The sequence below is a fragment of the Velocimicrobium porci genome, from assembly GCF_009696045.1.
In the GTDB taxonomy this organism is placed as follows: Bacteria; Bacillota; Clostridia; order Lachnospirales; family Lachnospiraceae; genus Velocimicrobium; species Velocimicrobium porci.
On the sequence record NZ_VUMT01000021.1, the window covers coordinates 1 to 19,559 of the forward strand.

At 35.2% G+C, this 19,559-nt stretch carries 15 protein-coding genes and 1 pseudogene; 13 read left to right on the top strand and 3 right to left on the bottom strand.

Going from position 1 to position 19,559, the window contains the following annotated elements:
* Positions 1-121: 121 nt before the first annotated feature.
* The 10 genes and pseudogenes from FYJ58_RS11720 to FYJ58_RS11765 all read left to right on the top strand — a co-directional run.
* Positions 122-1,015, top strand: a pseudogene (locus FYJ58_RS11720) (ABC transporter permease); the annotation flags it as partial.
* A 28-nt stretch (positions 1,016-1,043) separates the two neighbouring features.
* Positions 1,044-1,859 (top strand): ABC transporter permease, encoded by an 816-nt coding sequence (locus tag FYJ58_RS11725; protein WP_154519914.1) that lies wholly within the window; start codon positions 1,044-1,046, stop codon positions 1,857-1,859.
* 39 nt (positions 1,860-1,898) lie between these two features.
* Positions 1,899-2,852, top strand: a complete 954-nt coding sequence (locus FYJ58_RS11730) for an oligopeptide/dipeptide ABC transporter ATP-binding protein (protein WP_154519915.1) — start codon at positions 1,899-1,901, stop codon at positions 2,850-2,852.
* Positions 2,845-3,453, top strand: coding sequence for an ABC transporter ATP-binding protein (locus FYJ58_RS11735; RefSeq protein WP_154519916.1), 609 nt, complete (start codon positions 2,845-2,847; stop codon positions 3,451-3,453). The genes FYJ58_RS11730 and FYJ58_RS11735 overlap by 8 nt, the downstream gene beginning before the upstream one ends.
* A 78-nt stretch (positions 3,454-3,531) precedes the next feature.
* Positions 3,532-4,200, top strand: coding sequence for a helix-turn-helix transcriptional regulator (locus tag FYJ58_RS11740; protein ID WP_235912635.1), 669 nt, complete (start codon positions 3,532-3,534; stop codon positions 4,198-4,200).
* Positions 4,201-4,441: 241 nt separating this feature from the next.
* Positions 4,442-5,689, top strand: a complete 1,248-nt coding sequence (locus FYJ58_RS11745; protein WP_154519917.1) for a dicarboxylate/amino acid:cation symporter — start codon at positions 4,442-4,444, stop codon at positions 5,687-5,689.
* Positions 5,690-5,816: 127 nt separating this feature from the next.
* Positions 5,817-6,485, top strand: coding sequence for an L-serine ammonia-lyase, iron-sulfur-dependent subunit beta (gene sdaAB / locus FYJ58_RS11750; protein ID WP_154519918.1), 669 nt, complete (start codon positions 5,817-5,819; stop codon positions 6,483-6,485).
* Positions 6,486-6,497: 12 nt separating this feature from the next.
* Positions 6,498-7,373, top strand: coding sequence for an L-serine ammonia-lyase, iron-sulfur-dependent, subunit alpha (sdaAA, locus tag FYJ58_RS11755; RefSeq protein WP_154519919.1), 876 nt, complete (start codon positions 6,498-6,500; stop codon positions 7,371-7,373).
* A gap of 130 nt (positions 7,374-7,503) precedes the next feature.
* Positions 7,504-8,226 carry a lysophospholipid acyltransferase family protein gene (locus FYJ58_RS11760; protein ID WP_154519920.1) on the top strand — a complete coding sequence of 241 codons (723 nt, stop codon included), beginning with the start codon at positions 7,504-7,506 and terminating at the stop codon, positions 8,224-8,226.
* An 88-nt stretch (positions 8,227-8,314) separates the two neighbouring features.
* Positions 8,315-8,806, top strand: coding sequence for a hypothetical protein (locus FYJ58_RS11765; protein WP_235912636.1), 492 nt, complete (start codon positions 8,315-8,317; stop codon positions 8,804-8,806).
* A gap of 50 nt (positions 8,807-8,856) precedes the next feature.
* Here the strand turns inward: FYJ58_RS11765 and FYJ58_RS11770 are convergent, their stop codons facing one another.
* The 3 genes from FYJ58_RS11770 to FYJ58_RS11780 all read right to left on the bottom strand — a co-directional run bounded on the left by FYJ58_RS11770 (position 8,857) and on the right by FYJ58_RS11780 (position 13,983).
* On the bottom strand, positions 8,857-9,513 hold the full coding sequence (locus tag FYJ58_RS11770) for a M15 family metallopeptidase (RefSeq protein WP_154519921.1): 657 nt from the start codon (positions 9,511-9,513) through the stop codon (positions 8,857-8,859).
* A gap of 72 nt (positions 9,514-9,585) precedes the next feature.
* Positions 9,586-12,363: a coiled-coil domain-containing protein gene (locus FYJ58_RS11775; RefSeq protein ID WP_154519922.1), complete on the bottom strand. Its 2,778-nt coding sequence runs from the start codon at positions 12,361-12,363 to the stop codon at positions 9,586-9,588.
* Positions 12,364-12,537: 174 nt separating this feature from the next.
* Complete coding sequence (locus FYJ58_RS11780) at positions 12,538-13,983, bottom strand: nicotinate phosphoribosyltransferase (RefSeq protein WP_154519923.1); 1,446 nt, start codon at positions 13,981-13,983, stop codon at positions 12,538-12,540.
* A 277-nt stretch (positions 13,984-14,260) separates the two neighbouring features.
* On the opposite strand from FYJ58_RS11780, the gene FYJ58_RS11785 reads away from it, so the two are divergent.
* From FYJ58_RS11785 to ileS, 3 genes are all read left to right on the top strand, one after another.
* Positions 14,261-15,478, top strand: coding sequence for an MFS transporter (locus tag FYJ58_RS11785; RefSeq protein ID WP_154519924.1), 1,218 nt, complete (start codon positions 14,261-14,263; stop codon positions 15,476-15,478).
* Positions 15,479-15,571: 93 nt separating this feature from the next.
* Complete coding sequence (locus tag FYJ58_RS11790) at positions 15,572-15,922, top strand: LytR/AlgR family response regulator transcription factor (RefSeq protein ID WP_154519925.1); 351 nt, start codon at positions 15,572-15,574, stop codon at positions 15,920-15,922.
* 378 nt (positions 15,923-16,300) lie between these two features.
* A complete protein-coding gene (ileS, locus tag FYJ58_RS11795) occupies positions 16,301-19,516 on the top strand; it encodes an isoleucine--tRNA ligase (protein ID WP_154519951.1) in 3,216 nt (1,071 codons plus the stop codon).
* The last annotated feature ends 43 nt before the right edge of the window (positions 19,517-19,559 follow it).

Below are 19,559 nucleotides of genomic sequence, written 5' to 3' on the forward strand. Positions count from 1 at the left end.
TCTATTTTTATATTTGTTATGATCCGATTATTTAATATCATATGAGTTCCTCCTTGTAACTCATATATCATAACATTTGTACATTCTTATTTAATATTTATTGTACATATTTAAGTATAACTTTATAGCTGCCATGTCACCGATTGATCCGTTAAAAACGAATGTAGGTCAAACTGCACTTGGCTCTATGAGTGAACAGCAGATTCAGAAAGTAAAAGAATATTGGGGAGTCGATAAACCTCCTTTGAAGCGGTATTTTGCATGGGCGAAGGAAGCATTAAAAGGCAATATGGGAATTTCTCTGTTGTATCGTCAGGATGTAACAAAGATTATTTGGGAAAAACTAAAAAATTCAATTATTTTAATGGGTACAGCATGGATTTTATCTGGTTTGTTTGGAGTAGCATTGGGGGTTTTGGCGGCTGTCAAAAGAGAAACCTGGGTTGATAAAATCATTAAGTCGTATTGTTTTTTGATTGCAAGTACACCTGGTTTTTGGATGGGGATTTTGCTTATTATAATATTTTCTGTCTGGTTAAACTGGTTCCCAATCGGACTTAGTGTTCCAATTGGAATGGACATGGCGGAGGTAACTATACTTGACAGGATACGACATGCTGTTTTGCCGACGGTGACATTAAGTGTTTTGGGAGTTGCTAATATTGCGCTTCATACAAGAGAAAAAATGATAGATGTAATGCAGAGTGATTATGTATTATTTGCAAGGGCGAGAGGAGAGTCTGACTGGGAAATTATAAAATGGCATGGTTTGCGGAATATACTTCTCCCGGTTATTACGCTCCAATTTGCTTCAATCAGCGAGATAGTTGGAGGTACTGTGCTGATTGAACAGACATTTTCCTATCCGGGACTTGGTCAGGCGGCAGTAATAGCAGGCTTAGGAAGTGATATGCCACTGCTTATGGGAATTACAATTGTCAGTGCAAGTCTTGTATTTGTCGGAAATTTTATTGCAAATGTGTTATACCATGTAATTGATCCAAGGATTCGATAGGGATAGGAAGGAATGGAAACAAGATAAAATGAATCAAAGAACAAAAACTATTATTTTTTTAATTGTTTTGCTTTTATTTTTTACAAGTATTGTTTTTATGGGTGTCTGTTTCTCAGAACAGGCACAGATAACAGATTTTACAAGAAAAAATTTAGCACCGGATAAACAATATTGGTTTGGAACGGACTGGCTGGGACGTGATATGTTTTTGAGAACAATAAGAGGGCTTTCAATCAGTATTTTAATAGGGATTGGCGCTTCTGTTGTCAGTGCCGGCATTGCATTAGTTTTAGGGATATTGTCTGCGCTGGGTGGAAAGAAGATAGATGCGTTTATTACATGGATCATTGATTTCATTATGGGAGTTCCTCATATTCTCTTACTTATTTTAATATCGGTGGCTGTCGGAAGAGGAGTAAAAGGCGTTGTGATTGGAATTATCTTTACCCATTGGACATCGCTTGCAAGGGTAATCCGTGGGGAAATATTACAGTTAAAAGAAATGCCTTATATTCTGATGGCCAGAAAGCTTGGAAAAAGCTCCTGGTATATCGGAAAAACGCATATGGTTCCCCATGTTATGCCACAATTTCTAGCAGGTTTGATTTTATTGTTTCCCCACGCTATCTTACATGAAGCGAGTATTACGTTTTTGGGGTTTGGATTATCCAATGAACAGCCCGCAATTGGAATTATACTTTCTGAGAGTATGAAATACTTGGTAACAGGGAAGTGGTGGTTAGCTGTATTTCCTGGTGGGCTTCTTGTGCTTACCGTTATACTTTTTGATTTAGCCGGAGAAGGGGTGAGAAAGCTGGTAAGTCCTTATGGTACTCAACAGTGATAAAAAACAGTAATAATTTTTAAATATAGAGGACGGAAAATGGAAAATAAACGGATTTTGGAGATAAATAATCTAGCAATTTCATTTGAGCAGTATGAGTATGGTACTAGAAAAACAAAGCTTCCTGTTATAAGGGATTTGAATGTTTCAGTTGGAGGCGGAGAAATTGTAGCAGTAGTTGGAGCAAGCGGTTCGGGAAAAAGCCTGCTTGCTCATGCAATTTTGGGAATCTTACCTTACAATGCAGAACAAAAGGGAACTATTCTTTATAATAGAGAGATTTTGGATGGCAAAAAACAAGCTCAATTGCGGGGAAGAAAAATAGTTCTCGTGCCACAGAGCGTGAATTGTTTGGACCCTCTTATGAAAATCGGGGCACAAATCTGTAAAAACAGTAAGAAACAGGCGGTTGTAGAGCGGATGAAACAAATGTTATCTTGTTATGGGTTAAGAGAAGATGTGAGAAAAATGTATCCGTTTGAACTATCAGGAGGAATGGCACGACGTGTACTGATAACAACTGCAGATATGGAACAGGCTGATTTTGTTATTGCGGATGAACCGACCCCTGGACTTGACAGAGAACTGGCGTGTCGGACAATGGAATATTTTAAAGGAATGGCGAATAGGGGAGCAGGAGTGTTATTGATTACTCATGATTTAGAATTAGCGATAACGACTGCAGATCGAATTGTCGTATTGTATGCAGGGACAGCAATAGAGGAAACGACAGCAGAAGCATTTCAGAATGAAAATACATTATTTCACCCATATACAAAGGCATTGTGGCGGGCAATGCCACAGCATGGATTTGCTGTTTGTGAGGGAACACAGCCATTTGTAACAAGAATTCCAAAAGGGTGTGTGTTTAAACAAAGGTGTAATATGTGTCAAATGAATTGTTCAAAAGAAATCCCATATATTCAGACCGATACAGGGTATGTCCGTTGTATCGGTTATAATAGAAAATGTGAGAGGAACGATAATGAGTGAGAGCAATAGACTGATTGGAAAAGATTTAAGTTATTCTTATTCAAAAGGGGTTAAGGTTATTGAAAAATGTACGATTGAATTGACAACGCAAGAAAAGTTGGGGCTTGTAGCTCCGAGTGGGTATGGCAAGACCACGTTATGTAAATTATTGAGTGGGTATTTGGAGCCTTTTGAGGGAAGTGTGTTGTTTGATGGAAAACCTTTAAAAGAATACAAAGGGTATTGTCCAATACAAATGATATGGCAACATCCGGAACAGGCAGTAAACCCGAAATTAAAAATGAAAAAAATTTTAGCGGAAGCCAATAACATAGAACCAGAGATATTGGATATACTTGGGATTGAAAATGAATGGTTTGAACGGTATCCATCCGAGCTTTCCGGTGGAGAACTCCAGCGATTTTGTATTGCAAGGGCAATAGGGGAACAGACGAGGATTTTAATTGCAGATGAAATAACAACAATGATGGACTTGGTTACCCAGTGTCAAATCTGGAATGCTTTACTTCAAATTACCGCGAAAAGAAAGATAGGAATGTTAATTGTGAGCCATGATATGGAACTGTTAAAACAAGTGGCTGACAGAATTTTACTGCTTTAACATATTGTCAAAAAAGAAAATGCTTGCTATACTGATTAAGACAAAAAACTACAAAAAATACGTATTGGAGGTTACATCTTGGATGACTATACTGTGTCACTGACACTAATAGACAAAATGATTCTGGAATCTTATAAAACAATGATTGAAGGACTTGCAGATTATTTGGGAGAAGGGTGTGAGGTTGTACTGCACAGTCTGGAAAGTATGGAACATTCTGTAATAAAAATTATAAATGGGCACCATACAGGTCGAAAAGAGGGAGCACCAATTACAAATCTGGCACTTTCTATGTTAGCAGAGATTCAAAAGGACAAAGAGAATGGATTTATATCTTATTTTGCAAGCAATAATAAAGGAGAACCTCTGAAAGCAGCTACAATTGTTGTAAAAGGAGAAGGAGGCAGGGCAATCGGGTTGCTTTGCATTAATTTTTATCTGAATACACCATTTTTAAAAGTACTGTCTACATTTTCTCCAGCAAACTCTTCTGAACAGGAGATAAAGAAAGAGGCTTTTGTGAATAACACGGATGAATTAATTCATTCAACAGTTGCAAAGGTAAAGGAGGAGGTAGAAAAAGACGAGAAGATACCTGCTTCGTTAAAAAATAGAGAAATTATTGCACAGCTTTATCGGCAGGGGGTATTTGAATTGAAAGATTCGGTTGTTAAAGTTGCAGAATGTATGGGAATATCCAAGAATACGGTGTATTTGCACATACGTCATTTACAGGAAATAAAATGAAAAGATTTTACCGGATAAATGTTGTAATAAATTAAAATAGTACAATGAAAAAATATTCATTGTTATGATTTTCTATAACAAGTAAAATGATAAAAAATTAACACTTTCATAGTAAAATGCACAAAAAAAAGAAAAGAGAATGAAAGTATTTTGTACTTTTTGTTGATTTTCTTGCACGATTGTATTAAAATATATTTTATAAAAAAATAAAATATATTTCATGGGGAACGAGGAGGTTATCATGGAGAAAAAGAAAAAACTAGGACTTGTACCAAGATTAATTATTGGAATTATTTTGGGTATTCTGATCGGAAGCTTTTTACCTGAACCGATTATTCGAGTTGTGATTACGATGTCAACTTTATTTAGTACTTTTTTGAAATTCGTTATACCACTTATGATTTTGGCATTTGTAACAATGGGTATTGCTGATTTAACACAGGGGGCAGGAAAATTGCTTGCAACGACAGCCGGTATTTCTTATGCGTCTACATTAGTGGCCGGAACTTGTGCTTTTTTTGTAGCTATTACATTATTTCCTAAGTTTATAAGCGCAGATGTTATTCAGTCAATTGGAAATCCGGAGGAAGGTATGTTAGACTCCTTCTTTTCAATTCCGCTTACACCAATTATGGACGTAACAGCAGCAGTTGCACTTGCTTTTATTTTAGGACTTTGTATCAGCTCTATGAGAGGGAAAGAGATTGGGGATACTTGCTATAATTTCTTTAGTGAGTTTTCTAAGATTATTAACAAGGTATTAAATGTAGTTATTATTCCATTACTTCCATTATATATTATGGGAACATTTGCAAATATGACAGTAAGTGGTCAGACATTTGCAATACTTTCTGTACTTTGGAAAGTATTCTTAGTTGTAATTTGTCTGCACTTGATTTATCTTGTAATTCTTTTTACTGTTTCTGGAACAATCAGCAAAAAGAATCCTATTGGAATGTTGAAAAATCAAGTTCCGGGATATTTGGCAGCAATTGGTACACAATCTTCAGCAGCATGTATTCCTGTTAATATCAAATGTGCTGAAAGTAATGGTGTCTGTCAGGAAATTCGTAATTTTGTTATTCCATTATGTGCGAATATCCACATGGCAGGAAGTATGATTACAATTACTTGTTGTGTAACTAGCGTATTATTAATGAGCAATATGGAAATTAACTTAGGAATTATTGTTCCATTTATTATGACATTGGGAATTGCTATGATAGCTTCTCCGGGAGCTCCTGGCGGATCTATTATGTCAGCACTTCCATTTCTTCCTATGGTAGGAATCGGAACGGAAAGTGCACTTGCCAGTCTTTTAATTGCACTTTATATTACACAGGACAGCTTTGGTACAGCTTGTAATGTATCTGGTGATAATGCGATAGCAGCAATCATTGACCTTATTTATAAGAAATTTATAAAAAAAGAAGAAAAAAAGGAATCTGATGTAAGTGAAGATGCTGAAGCAGAACCGGAAGGCAATTAGAAGTTTGAATAGAATTAAAAAAATAATTTAATATAAAAGATAAGAAATAAAAACTGCTGCTGAATAAAAAAAGTATTTAGCAGCAGTTTATAATAGCAAAAAATAAAAAATATTAGAGGAGAAAACAATGGGATTTATCAGTGTATTTGATGTAATAGGACCTAATATGGTTGGACCTTCCAGCTCGCATACGGCAGGAGCTGCTTCAATTGCGCTCCTTGCAAGAAAAATGATAGGTGGCAATATTAAAAAAGTTGTATTTACTTTATATGGTTCGTTTGCAAAAACTTATCGTGGACATGGAACAGACAGAGCGCTTCTTGGAGGAATTCTTGGATTTGATACCGATAATTTAAACATAAAAGATTCGTTTGAGTTGGCAAAAGAAGCCGGGATTGAATATGAATTTAAAACAAATGAAAAGGAAACAGAGGTACATCCTAATACGGTTGATATTGAGTTATGGAACGATGAGGATCTTTCACTTACAGTTCGTGGTGAATCAAGAGGTGGCGGAAAGGTTATGATAACCCGTATTAATGAAGTAGAAGTTGAATTTACCGGAGAATATAGTGCGCTCATTACAATCCATAAGGACAAGCCGGGTGTTGTTGCTAACATTACAAAATGTTTAAGTGATTGCAATGTAAATATAGCATTTATGCGATTGTTCCGAGAGGACAAGGGGGCAACTGCTTACAGTATTGTGGAATCCGATGAAAAAATTCCTAAGAAGGTATTAGATGAAATTAAAGAAAATCAGTATGTTCAAAATGTGATGCTGGTTCAAATATAAGGAGGAACTTTGATGGACTTTAAAGATGGAGTGTCACTGCTTGCTTTGTGTGAGCAGAACCAAATGAAAATATCAGATGTTATGAGAGAACGGGAAATTAGCATGACAGATGCCTCTTTGGAGGAGATTAATGAACGCATGGCAAAAGCGTTGTCTATTATGCAGGACGCGGTTCATAAACCATTAAGTGAACCACTTTCTTCAATTGGAGGTCTGATTGGAGGCGAAGCTTCTAAACTGCGCCAGATGAGAAGAGGCGGAAAATCAATTTGTGGAACCATTTTATCGAAATCAATTACCCATGCAATGGCAGTGTTAGAGGTAAATGCTTCTATGGGATTAATTGTTGCAGCTCCTACAGCTGGTTCTGCTGGTGTTGTTCCGGGACTTTTACTTGCTTTGCAGGAAGAATACAGCCTTTCGGATGAACATTTGATAGATGGATTATTTACAGCAGGTGCAGTCGGCTATTTAATTATGCGAAATGCAACTGTTGCAGGTGCACAGGCAGGATGTCAGGCAGAGGTTGGAGCGGCTTCTGCGATGGCAGCAGCAGCCGCAGTAGAAATCATGGGTGGAACTCCGGCACAATGTTTAAACGCAGCATCTACTGCGATTATGAATTTATTGGGGCTGGTTTGTGACCCGATTGCAGGATTAGTAGAATCTCCATGTCAAAGTCGAAACGCAATGGGAGTATCCAATGCTTTGTGCTGTGCCGAAATTGCTTTAAGTGGAATTGAACAGGCAATTCCATTTGATGAAATGGTCGAAACAATGTATAAAGTAGGAAGAAGCATACCATTTGAATTAAGAGAAACAGCTCTCGGCGGGTGTGCGGCGACAGCAACCGGATGTCAGAAAACTTGTCAGATTTTCCATTCATAAAATAAGAAAACTAAATTTATGTAAAATAGCCGTTTTATTTGAACAAAAGGGGAAACGGCTATTTTTATTATGTACAAATGTAACTTTTTTTGATATACTTGTAATGTTGAGCAAATAAAAGGAGGATGCGATGCGTACAATATTAGTTGGCTTATTTTTAGTATGTTATTTTATATTTAGTATTCCGATGTACTTGATTCAGTATATAATTGGGAAAGCAGACAAAAATTTGCAATTTAAAGTTGCACAGCATATTGTTTCAAGAGCATTTAAAATAATCTTATTTCTTAGTGGCGTAAAATATGAGGTAAGTGGAATTGAAAATGTTCCGAAGGACGAAGCCGTTTTGTATATTGCAAATCATAGAAGTTTTTTTGATATTGTGATTGGCTATGCTACAGTTCCAACGCTAACAAGCTTTGTTGCTAAAAAAGAAATGGATAAGGTTCCGTGTATCCGAATCTGGATGCGGTATATGAAATGTCTTTTCTTAGATAGAGAAAATGTAAGAGAAGGATTAAAGACGATACTCCAGGGAATTGAGCAGGTAAAAGAGGGATATTCTGTTTTTATTATGCCTGAAGGTACAAGAAACCATGAAGAAGGTATTTTGCCATTTCACGAGGGAAGTTTTAAAATTGCGGAAAAATCAAATTGTGCAATTGTTCCTGTCGCAATGACTCATACGGATGATATATTAGAAAATCATATGCCATGGATTCACAAAACAAAAGTATCTGTCCGCTATGGCAAACCTATTTACATGAGAGAGCTTGAGAAGGAACAGAGAAAATTTATCGGTGCCTATACAAGAGGTATCGTGCTTGAAATGTTAGAAGAAAAAGAATTATGATTTATAGAGAATTATTGTAAATTGGTATTGGCAATTTTCTCTTTTAATGATACAATAATTGAGCAAGAATTTAAGGAGGTACATACAGATGAATATGAATTTATTACCTGTATTGGCGTTTAGCTTAAAGCCGGTAACGATTGTATTAATCGTTATTACAGTTTTACTAATTGCAGCAATTGTATTTTTATACATTTATGGAAGTAAGCTTCAGAAGAAACAAGAAACGGCTCAGTCACAGTTAGAGGCAGGAGCACAATCGGTATCTCTTTTGGTAATTGATAAGAAGAGGATGAAGTTAAAAGAAGCTGGGCTTCCTCAAATTGTAGTTGACCAGACACCAAAATATCTTCGTGGCTCTAAGGTTCCAATTGTAAAAGCTAAGATTGGCCCTAAGATTATGACATTAATGTGCGATGAGAAAGCATTTGAAGTAATTCCAGTAAAAAAAGAAGTAAAAGTTGTAATGAACGGAATTTACATTATGAGCGTAAAAGGTTCAAGAGGCGGATTGGAAACAAAAGAAGAAAAAGTTGGATTTTTCAAACGAATGAAAAATAAATTTGCAAAAGCAGAATAATAAAGAGCTGTCGCTTTCACAATTTATAAATCGTGAAACGGCAGCTTCTTTTATTGGATACGGGAATATCCATAATATTCTTCCAGTGTCATGTCTTTTTGATATAACAAGGTTGCTAATTCAATGCCAACATAGCGGATATGCCATGGTTCGAAAGCATATCCGGTGATGTCTGTCTGTTCTTTGGGATAACGTAACAGATAACCAAACTCATGACAATGTTTTTTTAGCCATTTGCCCTCTGGTGTATAGGCGAAAACTTCATCAAGACGATTGTGAATGGATATGGAAGAAACATCAATGGCAAGACCAGTCTGATGTTCACTATGGCCGGGAGTTGCGGAAAATTGTTTTGTATGTTCCTCACCCTTTTGTAATAGGTTATTTTGATAAATAGCATTTTGCCGTTCATAAGAGCGATATCCCGACACACCAAATAAGTGTAACTGGTTATGATAAGCAGCTTTAAATAACTTTTCTAAGGCAAAGGAAGCTTCTCTACGAAGTAACTTTTTTTCACTAAAACAGGTACAGCAAAAAGGTATGTCGGGAAAGACTAAGCCAGCCGGTTGATAATTAGCTGGCAATGCAAATTCCTTATTTACTAAAATAGCAGTGCTTTTAAGTGAACAATTGACCAAATCCGGATTATATGTAATAGTATCTCTTACAATTTTATGATTTTTATCAAATATCCCTTTTTTCATTTTTTTCCCATTCTATAAGATAGTAGTACTATAATATATTCATTAATAAGTTAAAGTTGTCTGTCCAATTGATTATTGGTTTGCTTTGCTTCCACATTTTGGGCAAATATCTCCATCCGTATAAATATAACCACAGCGATAACAGCATTTCTTTTCGTGCTTTTCTTTTGCAAGATAGGATATATTTCGAGATTGTGGTTTTTCTTGAAGATAATCAATAAAATCACCTAAAACTTTGGAAAACCATTTCCATTCCTTTGAAGGAAGAGAAAGAGGAAGCTTTATTCTTTCACCATTAATTTTTTCTACAAAAATCCCCTTATTAATCAATCCTGTTTTTTCTTCAATTGTATCAATTTCCAGAATTGGAATTATTCCGGAATGGAAAAGGCTATTATAAAATATATGGTCCGGTGTTAATACAAAACCCTCTTTTCCATTAGAAAATCGAGAGGAATCGGATACGAAAACAGGGTATTCATATTGACCATGTGCTGAGGCGTAACCGTTTAGCACTTTATCAAAAAAGGCTTTTTCTTCGTCCTCTAAATCTCCGCGCATTGCTTTTCTTGCTTCGTAAAAATGAAACTTAGGGTTGTCTTTTATATAAGGATTCATTTCTCTTTTAAGTTTACGGACGAGCTGGTCACATTCGTCTGCCTTTAGTTTGGTAAGACGTTTATCAAGCATTTCTAGTGCATTTATTTTTAATTCAGGAAGGAACACTCCGTTTTCAATTTTTTTAATTGCTTCTAATCCTTCTTCGAATGTCATATCCGTAATGCTTGGACATATTTTTTGAATCGCAATTTGATCCATCTCATAAATTTTATTATGAATTTTATCTAAAAAAGGCTGTAAGTTTTTTTTGGAAAATCCTTGCTCTTTTAAATCATTATATAATTGAAACAAAGAATCCCGATTATTTTTGTTTGCCCGGGCAATAAATGAATTAATCTCCTGTTGTTCAACTAAACTGCGTCTTTGCTCTAATTGCTTTTCGTATGGTGTAATATCAACATCTTTATATTGATGAAGCTTTGATAAAAATTGCTCAAACTGTTTTTTATTTAATTGGGGTGGAAGGGTAGATATTAGGTATTCTACCTCTTTTTCACCAGTTATTTTCTTTTGTTTTGTCAGGAATTCTAAAAGTGGTTGTTTTACCGATTGGGGAACATCACTTTCATTAATTTCATGTACAACACGCTCAATTTCATGGTAAGATTTTCCCTTGCATGCTTCCGCTTTTTGCTTCAAACTTTTTTCTTTTTCTTCAAATAGTATTTTATTGATTTCTTTTAGGTAAGGTTCTTTTTCTGAATCGGGCAAGGTCTGTTCGGATTCAATTTTCGACTTTAAGTCGGTCAGCTGTTTTGGTGACATTCTTGTGACAACAGCAATGTGGGCGTCATATTTTTCTTTTAATTTATTGTTTAATTGATTTTTTATTTCTTGGATTGCAGACGAGGTTTCTTCATCTCCTCCTTCTAGTTCCGATAATAAATATTTTAGCTCATCAGGAGTTTTTTTAGAAAAATCCTGATGGAGATTTATTGCTCTGGAGGATTTTTGAGGCGTTTCGGTTTTTTGAGTCAATTTCTCTTTTTTTGTTTTATTTGGTTTTTCTTTAGCAAAAGGCTTATTTGTATGTTGAACTGCGTTTTTTTGTAAGCGTTTTTTTACAAGCTTTGGATAATATACTTCTACCGCTGTTTTAGGATAAAACCCGGAAATCATTTTTTCCTCTAATGAATTTAACTCTTCTTCCGATGCGGTATCAATATGTTGGAAAAGTTCTTCTAATGTTTCAGGAGTTTTTTCATTTCGCCTGTTGTGCTGTGCTTCGAATTCGTTAAATTTATAGTTGGCACATCGCTCACCTGCGTTTCCTAAAAGTTCTAAATAATCTTCATATGCAATCCGGTCTTCTTCAAATTCTAAAATATAAATATCACCTTCCTGCAATAGCTTATCAGGACGTGGTGTATAAAAACAATTACAATGATTACAAGTATAGGCACGGGCAAGATAGACTTTCCCCTCTTCCGTTTCAATCGGGAATTCACGACCGACAGGATATAGCGAAATAAAAAGTTTTTCTTTGCAGGAAGGGCATAGATAGTCTACTGGATAGAAGCTATTGCCGAGGCGGGTAGTATTTTTGTCTTCTATATGTTCTGTTTTTGCAAAAGAAAGGGTTCTTTTCACCCATTTCATATTGTGCCATAACCCTAATTTATATTCATCGTCAAGGTCTTCATCTAGGGTCGGACTTTTCCAACGATTTCCTATGGTCTGTTCCGAAGTATTTTCCGATTCAGTAGTATCCTGATTCGAAGGGAAAGAAACATCACTTGAAGCCTCTTTTTCGCTGGAATCGGAAATCGGTTCGGAAAGCGTTAAAATATCATGAATGACATCTTCATAACTAATCAAAATTTTGTTTTTATAGAAACGAAAGTTATCATCACGAAAACTAGGTTCAATATGAACCTCTTTTAAAATACTTTTGAATAACTGATTTAATTGTGAATAGTCTTTTTCTACCTTTAATCCATTAATCGTACCCCATTTTCCAAAAGCATATAATGTCATATTCAGGGTATTAACAAGTAATTCGTCGTTGATGATTTCAGTTATTTGGCTTTCTTCAATTGTAAGATCAATAAGATTCGTATAAAGTTGTTTTGTATCATAGTTAAAAAAAAGCGAACGCACTTTTCCGGGAAGAATTAACGTATTATTAGTAATTACAAAGATGTGATTCCAGATGACGTTAACACCTAAAGTTTTTATTAGAGAAAGAAATACGCGCTTTAATTGGTCATTGGCTTTTAAAAGTATCATGTGATTCACCTCTTAAAAAATACTTATAGACATTTTACCATATTTTAAAAACATAAACTATAAAATGATGTCAAAAGTATGGAGGTTGTAACAGATTTTGTTTTAATGTTTGCTTTGATAAGAAATAGAAAAGGATGCTTTACAGCATCCTGGTGTGGACAAGAGTATTTTCTATTAAATGGAGTTTAAGGATGAGAGTAAGTCGTTTTTAATATTCCATAGATTGTTTGATAAATCAACATAAACTTCCTGAGGATTTATTAAACGTCTTGTTTCATCCCACAAGGTACTCTGTTCCTTTTTGCAATAAGCCTGAATATCCATAACAGATGGAGACTCATAAACACACTGACCATTTTGAAAAATTGGAATTAAAATTTCACGTACTTCATAAGTGTTTGGTTGCAATAAAGTTTTTTTCCATGTGGCAATTGGGTCAAATAACATAAGTGGTTTTGTCGGGTCAATTGTATCGGTAACAAGAGAAATTAAATCTGCTTTAATTTTATTTGTTTCTTTGTCATAAATACGGTAAATTGTTTTATTTCCCGGGTTTGTGATTTTCCATGTGTTTTCTGATAACTTAATTTTAGGAATGAATTCTCCATTACGTTTGATTGCGGCCAATTTATATACACCACCAAAGGAAGGACAATCCTTTGAAGTAATAAGGTTTGTTCCGACACCCCAAGAGTTAATGGCAGCGTTTTGTGTTTTTAAAGAATCAATTAGATATTCATCTAAATCGCTGGAGGCACATATCGTGGCATCTGTAAATCCGGCGGCATCGAGCATTTGGCGGGCCTTTTTAGAAAGATAAGCAAGATCCCCGCTGTCTAAACGAATTCCATAAGCACTTGGCATTTTGCCTGCCTCTTTTAATTCGCTGAATACTTTAATTGCATTTGGCACACCAGAGCGAAGGGTATCGTAGGTGTCAACAAGAAGAGTTGTATTTGTTGGGTAAAGCTCGGCATATTTCCGGAATGCGGTTAATTCATCGGGAAAACTCATAATCCAACTGTGAGCATGCGTGCCAAGCGCCGGAATCTGAAATTCTTTTGCACAAAGAACGTTACTTGTTCCAGCGCAGCCACCAATAACAGCTGCTCTTGCACCCAATGTGCCGGCGTCTGGACCCTGGGCACGGCGAAGACCAAATTCCATAATCGGATCTCCCTGTGCTGCAAAACATACCCTGGAAGCTTTTGTAGCGATTAAGCTTTGATGGTTAATAATATTTAAAATTGCAGTTTCTACGAGTTGAGCTTCCATAATTGGAGCAACAACTTTTACGAGTGGTTCCATAGGGAAAACAACAGTGCCTTCTGGAATTGCATAAATATCCCCTGTGAAATGAAAACCGGCCAGATAATCTAAAAAGTCCTCGTCAAACATATTTAAACTTCTTAAATATGCAATATCATCGTAATCAAAATTTAGTTCTTTAATATATTTAATCACCTGTTCAAGTCCTGCACAAATCGCATAGCCGCTGCCAGATGGATTGTTTCGGTAAAAAGCATCAAAAACGACAGTTTCATTTGTTTGATTCTTAAAATAACCCTGCATCATAGTAAGTTCATAAAAGTCAGTTAATAGTGTTAAATTGCCAGTCATATTGCGTCCTCCTCTAAAAAACGACGATTCATATTTTTTTAATTGATATTATAATGCTACGAATGGTGAATAATGTCAAGGTTACAATTCTTGATTCGTGTAAAAGTATTCACACAATAAATGAAGTTTGAATAAATTTTCATCCAAAAACGCTAAAAAATATTGACAGTGACTGGTGATATATGTAATATTTATACAGAACATAATGATCTGGAAACTGGTTTAGATTACAATACATAAATTAAAATATTATACAAGGAGAAAAGTTGAGAAGACAATGAAGAGAGCATTTTTCCCTGAAAAAATAAAAAAAGAAAGCCGGTTATATATAATATTATTATCATTATTTGAGCTTGGAGATAAAATATTTGGAGCAATTTATATTGCGTTTATGCGATTAAAGGGAGCTTCACTTCCATGTATTTCTATGTTGTTTAGTATTCAACAGATTCTTATGGCGGTGTTGGATTTACCAACAGGTGCAATTTCTGATAAGATTGGCCGAAAAAAAACGGCGTCAATAGGATTTTTAATTTGGGGTATTAGCCTACAGCTGTTTTGTATTGGAACAGATTTTTGGACATTTCTTCCTGGTATTGTACTATTTGCACTTGGTATGGCATTTATATCCGGTGCACTTGGAACATGGCTGATTGATCAGATAATAAAAAATGGGGTCTATGAAAAGCGAGGAGAAATCTTTCCCAAAGCACAAATGGTGATTCGTTTTTTTTCGATTGCTGCGGCAATAGTTTCTATTTTTCTTGTCAATATTTCGAAGGAGTTTACAATCTTTGTGGCCGGAGTATTCGGAATACTGGCAGGAATCATAGGCTTTGTTGTTGGGGAAGACAATTATGGAAATGTAAGGAATAAAAAAATACATAGAATCTTATTTGAAAGTATGAATGGATTTATTAAATCAAAATGCTTGATGATTATAGCATTAAAAACAGTTGTTGGTTATATTTCTTTTATTGCATTTATACTATATTGGCAAATTTATACAACAGAATATATGCAGATTTCAGCAAGTTATTTAAGTATACTGTTAGTATCATTTATGGCTGCACTTATGATGGGAAATTATGCGGCATCGATACTTTCAAAAAAAACAACCGTGTTCAATGTGGTTGTAATAGGATACGTAGTATGCCTGCTGGGATATATAGGATTATATATAAATAAGGAGAACATAATTTTACTATTTATTGTGGGAGCTTTTTTAATTGAATTTGGATTCGGAATTGAACAGGTGGCATCTGTAGTATGGATGAATGACTATTTTGACAGTGATACCAGATCTACTTATAGTTCCCTATTTTCTACGATAGAGTGTACCTTTGGTTTTCTTATTATTAACGTGCTTGGATTAGTTGCTGATTTATATGGGATAAATATGGTCTGGGCATTAGCAGCAGGTTCTATTATTGTAACTGTAGGTGTTATGTTGTGGTTAAATAGTTGCTACAAAACTGAAAAAGAAAAAATGTAAATGATAGCAATTTTATGGAAATTAAAGTTGAAAAAGACTATAATTAGAGAAGGAATAGTGTATAAGACTAATATTGGGTGAAAGGGGTAGAATATGAACACACTTATTTATGAAGAACTAGAGGCACAGGATAAGATTGAAATTAAAATGAATGGGATTCCGTATTTATTGATTCAGGAGCATATAGAAGCTATCATGTCAATCAAAGATGGATGCTTCATTTATTATGAGAATGAAGTCTTTTTATGTGGGAAAACATTGCGGGAGTTATTAAAAGAATTAAATCCTAAATATTTTTTACAATGTCATAAAAGATATGCTGTTAATATCAGGAAAATAAAGGAAGTTAGAGATGGAGAGATTTATCTCAAATGTTCAAAGAAAATTAGAGTTTCAAGGCGATATAAAAAGGTTTTAGAAAATATGATATTGGAAGAGAAATAGCATTTGACAATTTTAAAAATATATACTATGATAATTATCAATAACAAAATAAAAACTATGATGGAGACAGTAAGATTATATTGAACGGCAAAGTGAATCGGGGATAGTGTGAACCTGGTCTAAGTAAGATAATCTGAATATCACTCCTAAGTTGCAGGCTGAAATTTCATTTTTTCAATTTTAGAGGATAAAAGTAAGCCCCGCCGGTGTTCACCGTTATATGGAACATGTATAAAAATCAGTAAGATGGAGTACAGGTGGTATAAATGATAGCTTAAGCTCTCATCCTGTTAGGGATGGGGGCTGTTTTTCATTCATAGGAAATTGTTTTTAGAATAAACAAAAATAAATCAGATAGAAAGGAATAAGAGCTTTATGTTGTATGAAAAAGTATCGACAAATTTAAATTTTGTAGAGCGCGAGAAAAAAGTAGAAGAATTCTGGAAAGAGAAAGATATCTTCAAAAAGAGCATGGATTCAAGAAAAGAGGGAGAAACCTATACATTTTATGATGGACCTCCAACAGCAAATGGAAAACCACATATCGGACACGTATTAACACGTGTTATTAAAGATATGATTCCAAGATATCGTACAATGAAAGGTTATATGGTGCCAAGAAAGGCAGGCTGGGATACACATGGTCTTCCGGTAGAGCTTGAAGTAGAAAAGCTGTTAGGATTAGATGGAAAAGAACAGATTGAAGAATATGGATTAGAACCATTTATTAAAAAGTGTAAAGAATCTGTATGGAAATATAAAGGAATGTGGGAGGATTTCTCTGGTACAGTTGGATTTTGGGCTGATATGGAAAATCCCTATGTAACATATGACAATAATTTTATTGAATCCGAATGGTGGGCGTTAAAGCAGATATGGGATAAAGGTTTACTTTACAAAGGTTACAAAATCGTTCCTTACTGCCCACGTTGCGGAACTCCTTTATCTTCCCACGAGGTAGCGCAAGGATATAAAGATGTAAAAGAAAAATCGGCAATTGCAAAATTTAAGGTAACAGGAACGGAAAATGAATACATTTTAGCATGGACAACAACTCCTTGGACTTTGCCTTCTAATGTTGCGTTGTGTGTGAATCCAGATGAAACATATGTAAAAGTAAAAGTTCAGGTAAATGATAAGAATGATGTTGTAAAAGAAGGAGAAGAAGATACTGCTGTTGGTACAGAGTATTATATTCTTGCAGAGGCACTTCTTTCTGTTATTGAAGGAGCTTATGAGGTTGTAGAGCATTATGTCGGAAAAGATTTGGAGTATAAGCAATATATACCGCTTTTTGATTATGCGTTTAATAAACAAGACGGAACAATTGGAGATCCCGGCGACCGTACTTCTGTAAATGGGAAAAAAGCATTTTATGTTACATGCGATCATTATGTTACATTGACAGATGGTACCGGTGTTGTTCATATTGCACCTGCATTTGGTGAAGATGATGCGAATGTCGGACGTAAATATGACTTGCCATTTGTACAGTTAGTAGATGAAAAGGGAGAAATGAAGCCGGAAGTAACGGATATGGCAGGTGTATTCTGCAAAGAGGCAGATAAGACAGTGCTTCATTTATTAGGAGAAAAGAAATTATTATTTAAAGTACTAAAATTTGAACATAGTTATCCATTCTGTTGGAGATGTGATACACCACTTATTTATTATGCAAGAGAATCTTGGTTTATCAAAATGACAGCAGTAAAAGATGACTTGATTCGAAACAATAATACAATTAACTGGATTCCTGAAAGCATTGGTAAGGGTCGTTTCGGTGACTGGTTAGAAAATGTTCAGGATTGGGGAATCAGTCGTAACCGTTATTGGGGTACCCCTTTGAATGTATGGGAATGTGAATGTGGACATATGCATTCAATTGGTAGTATTGAAGAGTTAAAAGAACTGTCTGATAATTGTCCGGATGAAATTGAACTTCACCGCCCATATATTGATGCAGTTACAATTAAGTGTCCAGAGTGTGGAAAGCAGATGCACCGTGTTCCGGAAGTAATTGACTGTTGGTTTGATTCAGGAGCAATGCCATTTGCACAGCATCATTATCCATTTGAAAATAAGGAGATATTTGAGGCACAATATCCAGCAGATTTTATTTCCGAAGCAGTTGACCAGACAAGAGGCTGGTTCTACTCTCTATTGGCTGAATCTACATTATTATTTAACAAAGCACCATATAAAAATGTAATTGTATTAGGACATGTTCAGGACGAAAACGGACAGAAGATGTCTAAGTCAAAAGGAAATGCAGTAGACCCATTTGATGCATTGAAAGAGTATGGAGCAGATGCGATCCGCTGGTATTTTTATATCAACAGTGCCCCATGGCTTCCAAACCGTTTCCACGGAAAGGCTGTAATGGAAGGTCAGCGTAAGTTTATGGGTACATTGTGGAATACCTATGCATTCTTTGTACTTTATGCAAATATTGATGAGTTTGATGCAACAAAATATAGTTTAGACTATGATAAGCTTCCAGTTATGGATAAATGGTTACTTTCCCGTTTAAATACAGTTGTAAAGACAGTAGATGAAAACCTTGCTAATTATAAAATTCCAGAAACAGCAAGAGCATTACAGGACTTTGTAGATGAGATGAGTAACTGGTATGTAAGACGAGGAAGAGAACGGTTCTGGGCGAAGGGAATGGAGCAGGATAAGATTAACGCTTATATGACATTGTATACAGCACTTGTTACGATTTGTAAAGCGGCAGCTCCAATGGTTCCATTTATGACAGAAGATATTTATCAGAACCTTGTTTGCAGTATCAATAAAGATGCTCCAGAGAGTATTCACTTATGTGATTTCCCAGAAGTAAAAGAAGAGTGGATTGATACAAAGTTAGAAAAAGATATGGAAGAAGTGCTTGATATTGTAGTACTGGGTCGTGCATGCCGTAATACAGCTAATATTAAGAACCGTCAGCCAATCGGAAGAATGTATGTAAAGGCAGAAGATGAATTATCTGCATTCTATAAAGAAATCATTGCAGATGAGTTGAATGTAAAAGAAGTAGTATTTACTGATGATGTAAGAGACTTTACATCTTATACATTTAAGCCACAGTTAAAGACATTAGGTCGTCGTTTTGGAAAACAGTTGAATGCCCTAAAAGAGTTGTTGTCAAGTTTAGATGGCAATAAAGCAATGGATGAGTTAAATGAAAAAGGTACTCTTACAATTGCATTAGATGGCAAAGAGGAAGTTCTTGAAAAAGAAGATTTATTAATTGATGCTGCTCAGATGGAAGGCTATACTTCGGAATCTAATTATGGTATTACAGTAGTGCTTGATACAAATCTTTCCGAAGAATTGATTGAAGAAGGTTTTGTATTAGAAATCATTAGCAAAATTCAGACAATGCGTAAAGAAGCAGATTTTGAAGTAATGGATCACATTACAGTTTATCTGGAAGGAAATGATAAACTTCAGGCGATTATTGAAAAAAATAAATCAGGTGTAATGGAAAAAGTTCTTGCTGATTCAATTGTATATGGAGAGGCAAAAGGTTCCGTAAAGGAATGGAACGTAAATGGTGAAAAGGTTACACTTGGAGTAGAACGAGAATAGAGAATAATTATACATGAAAAAATAAAAAATTGTTTTTGACATT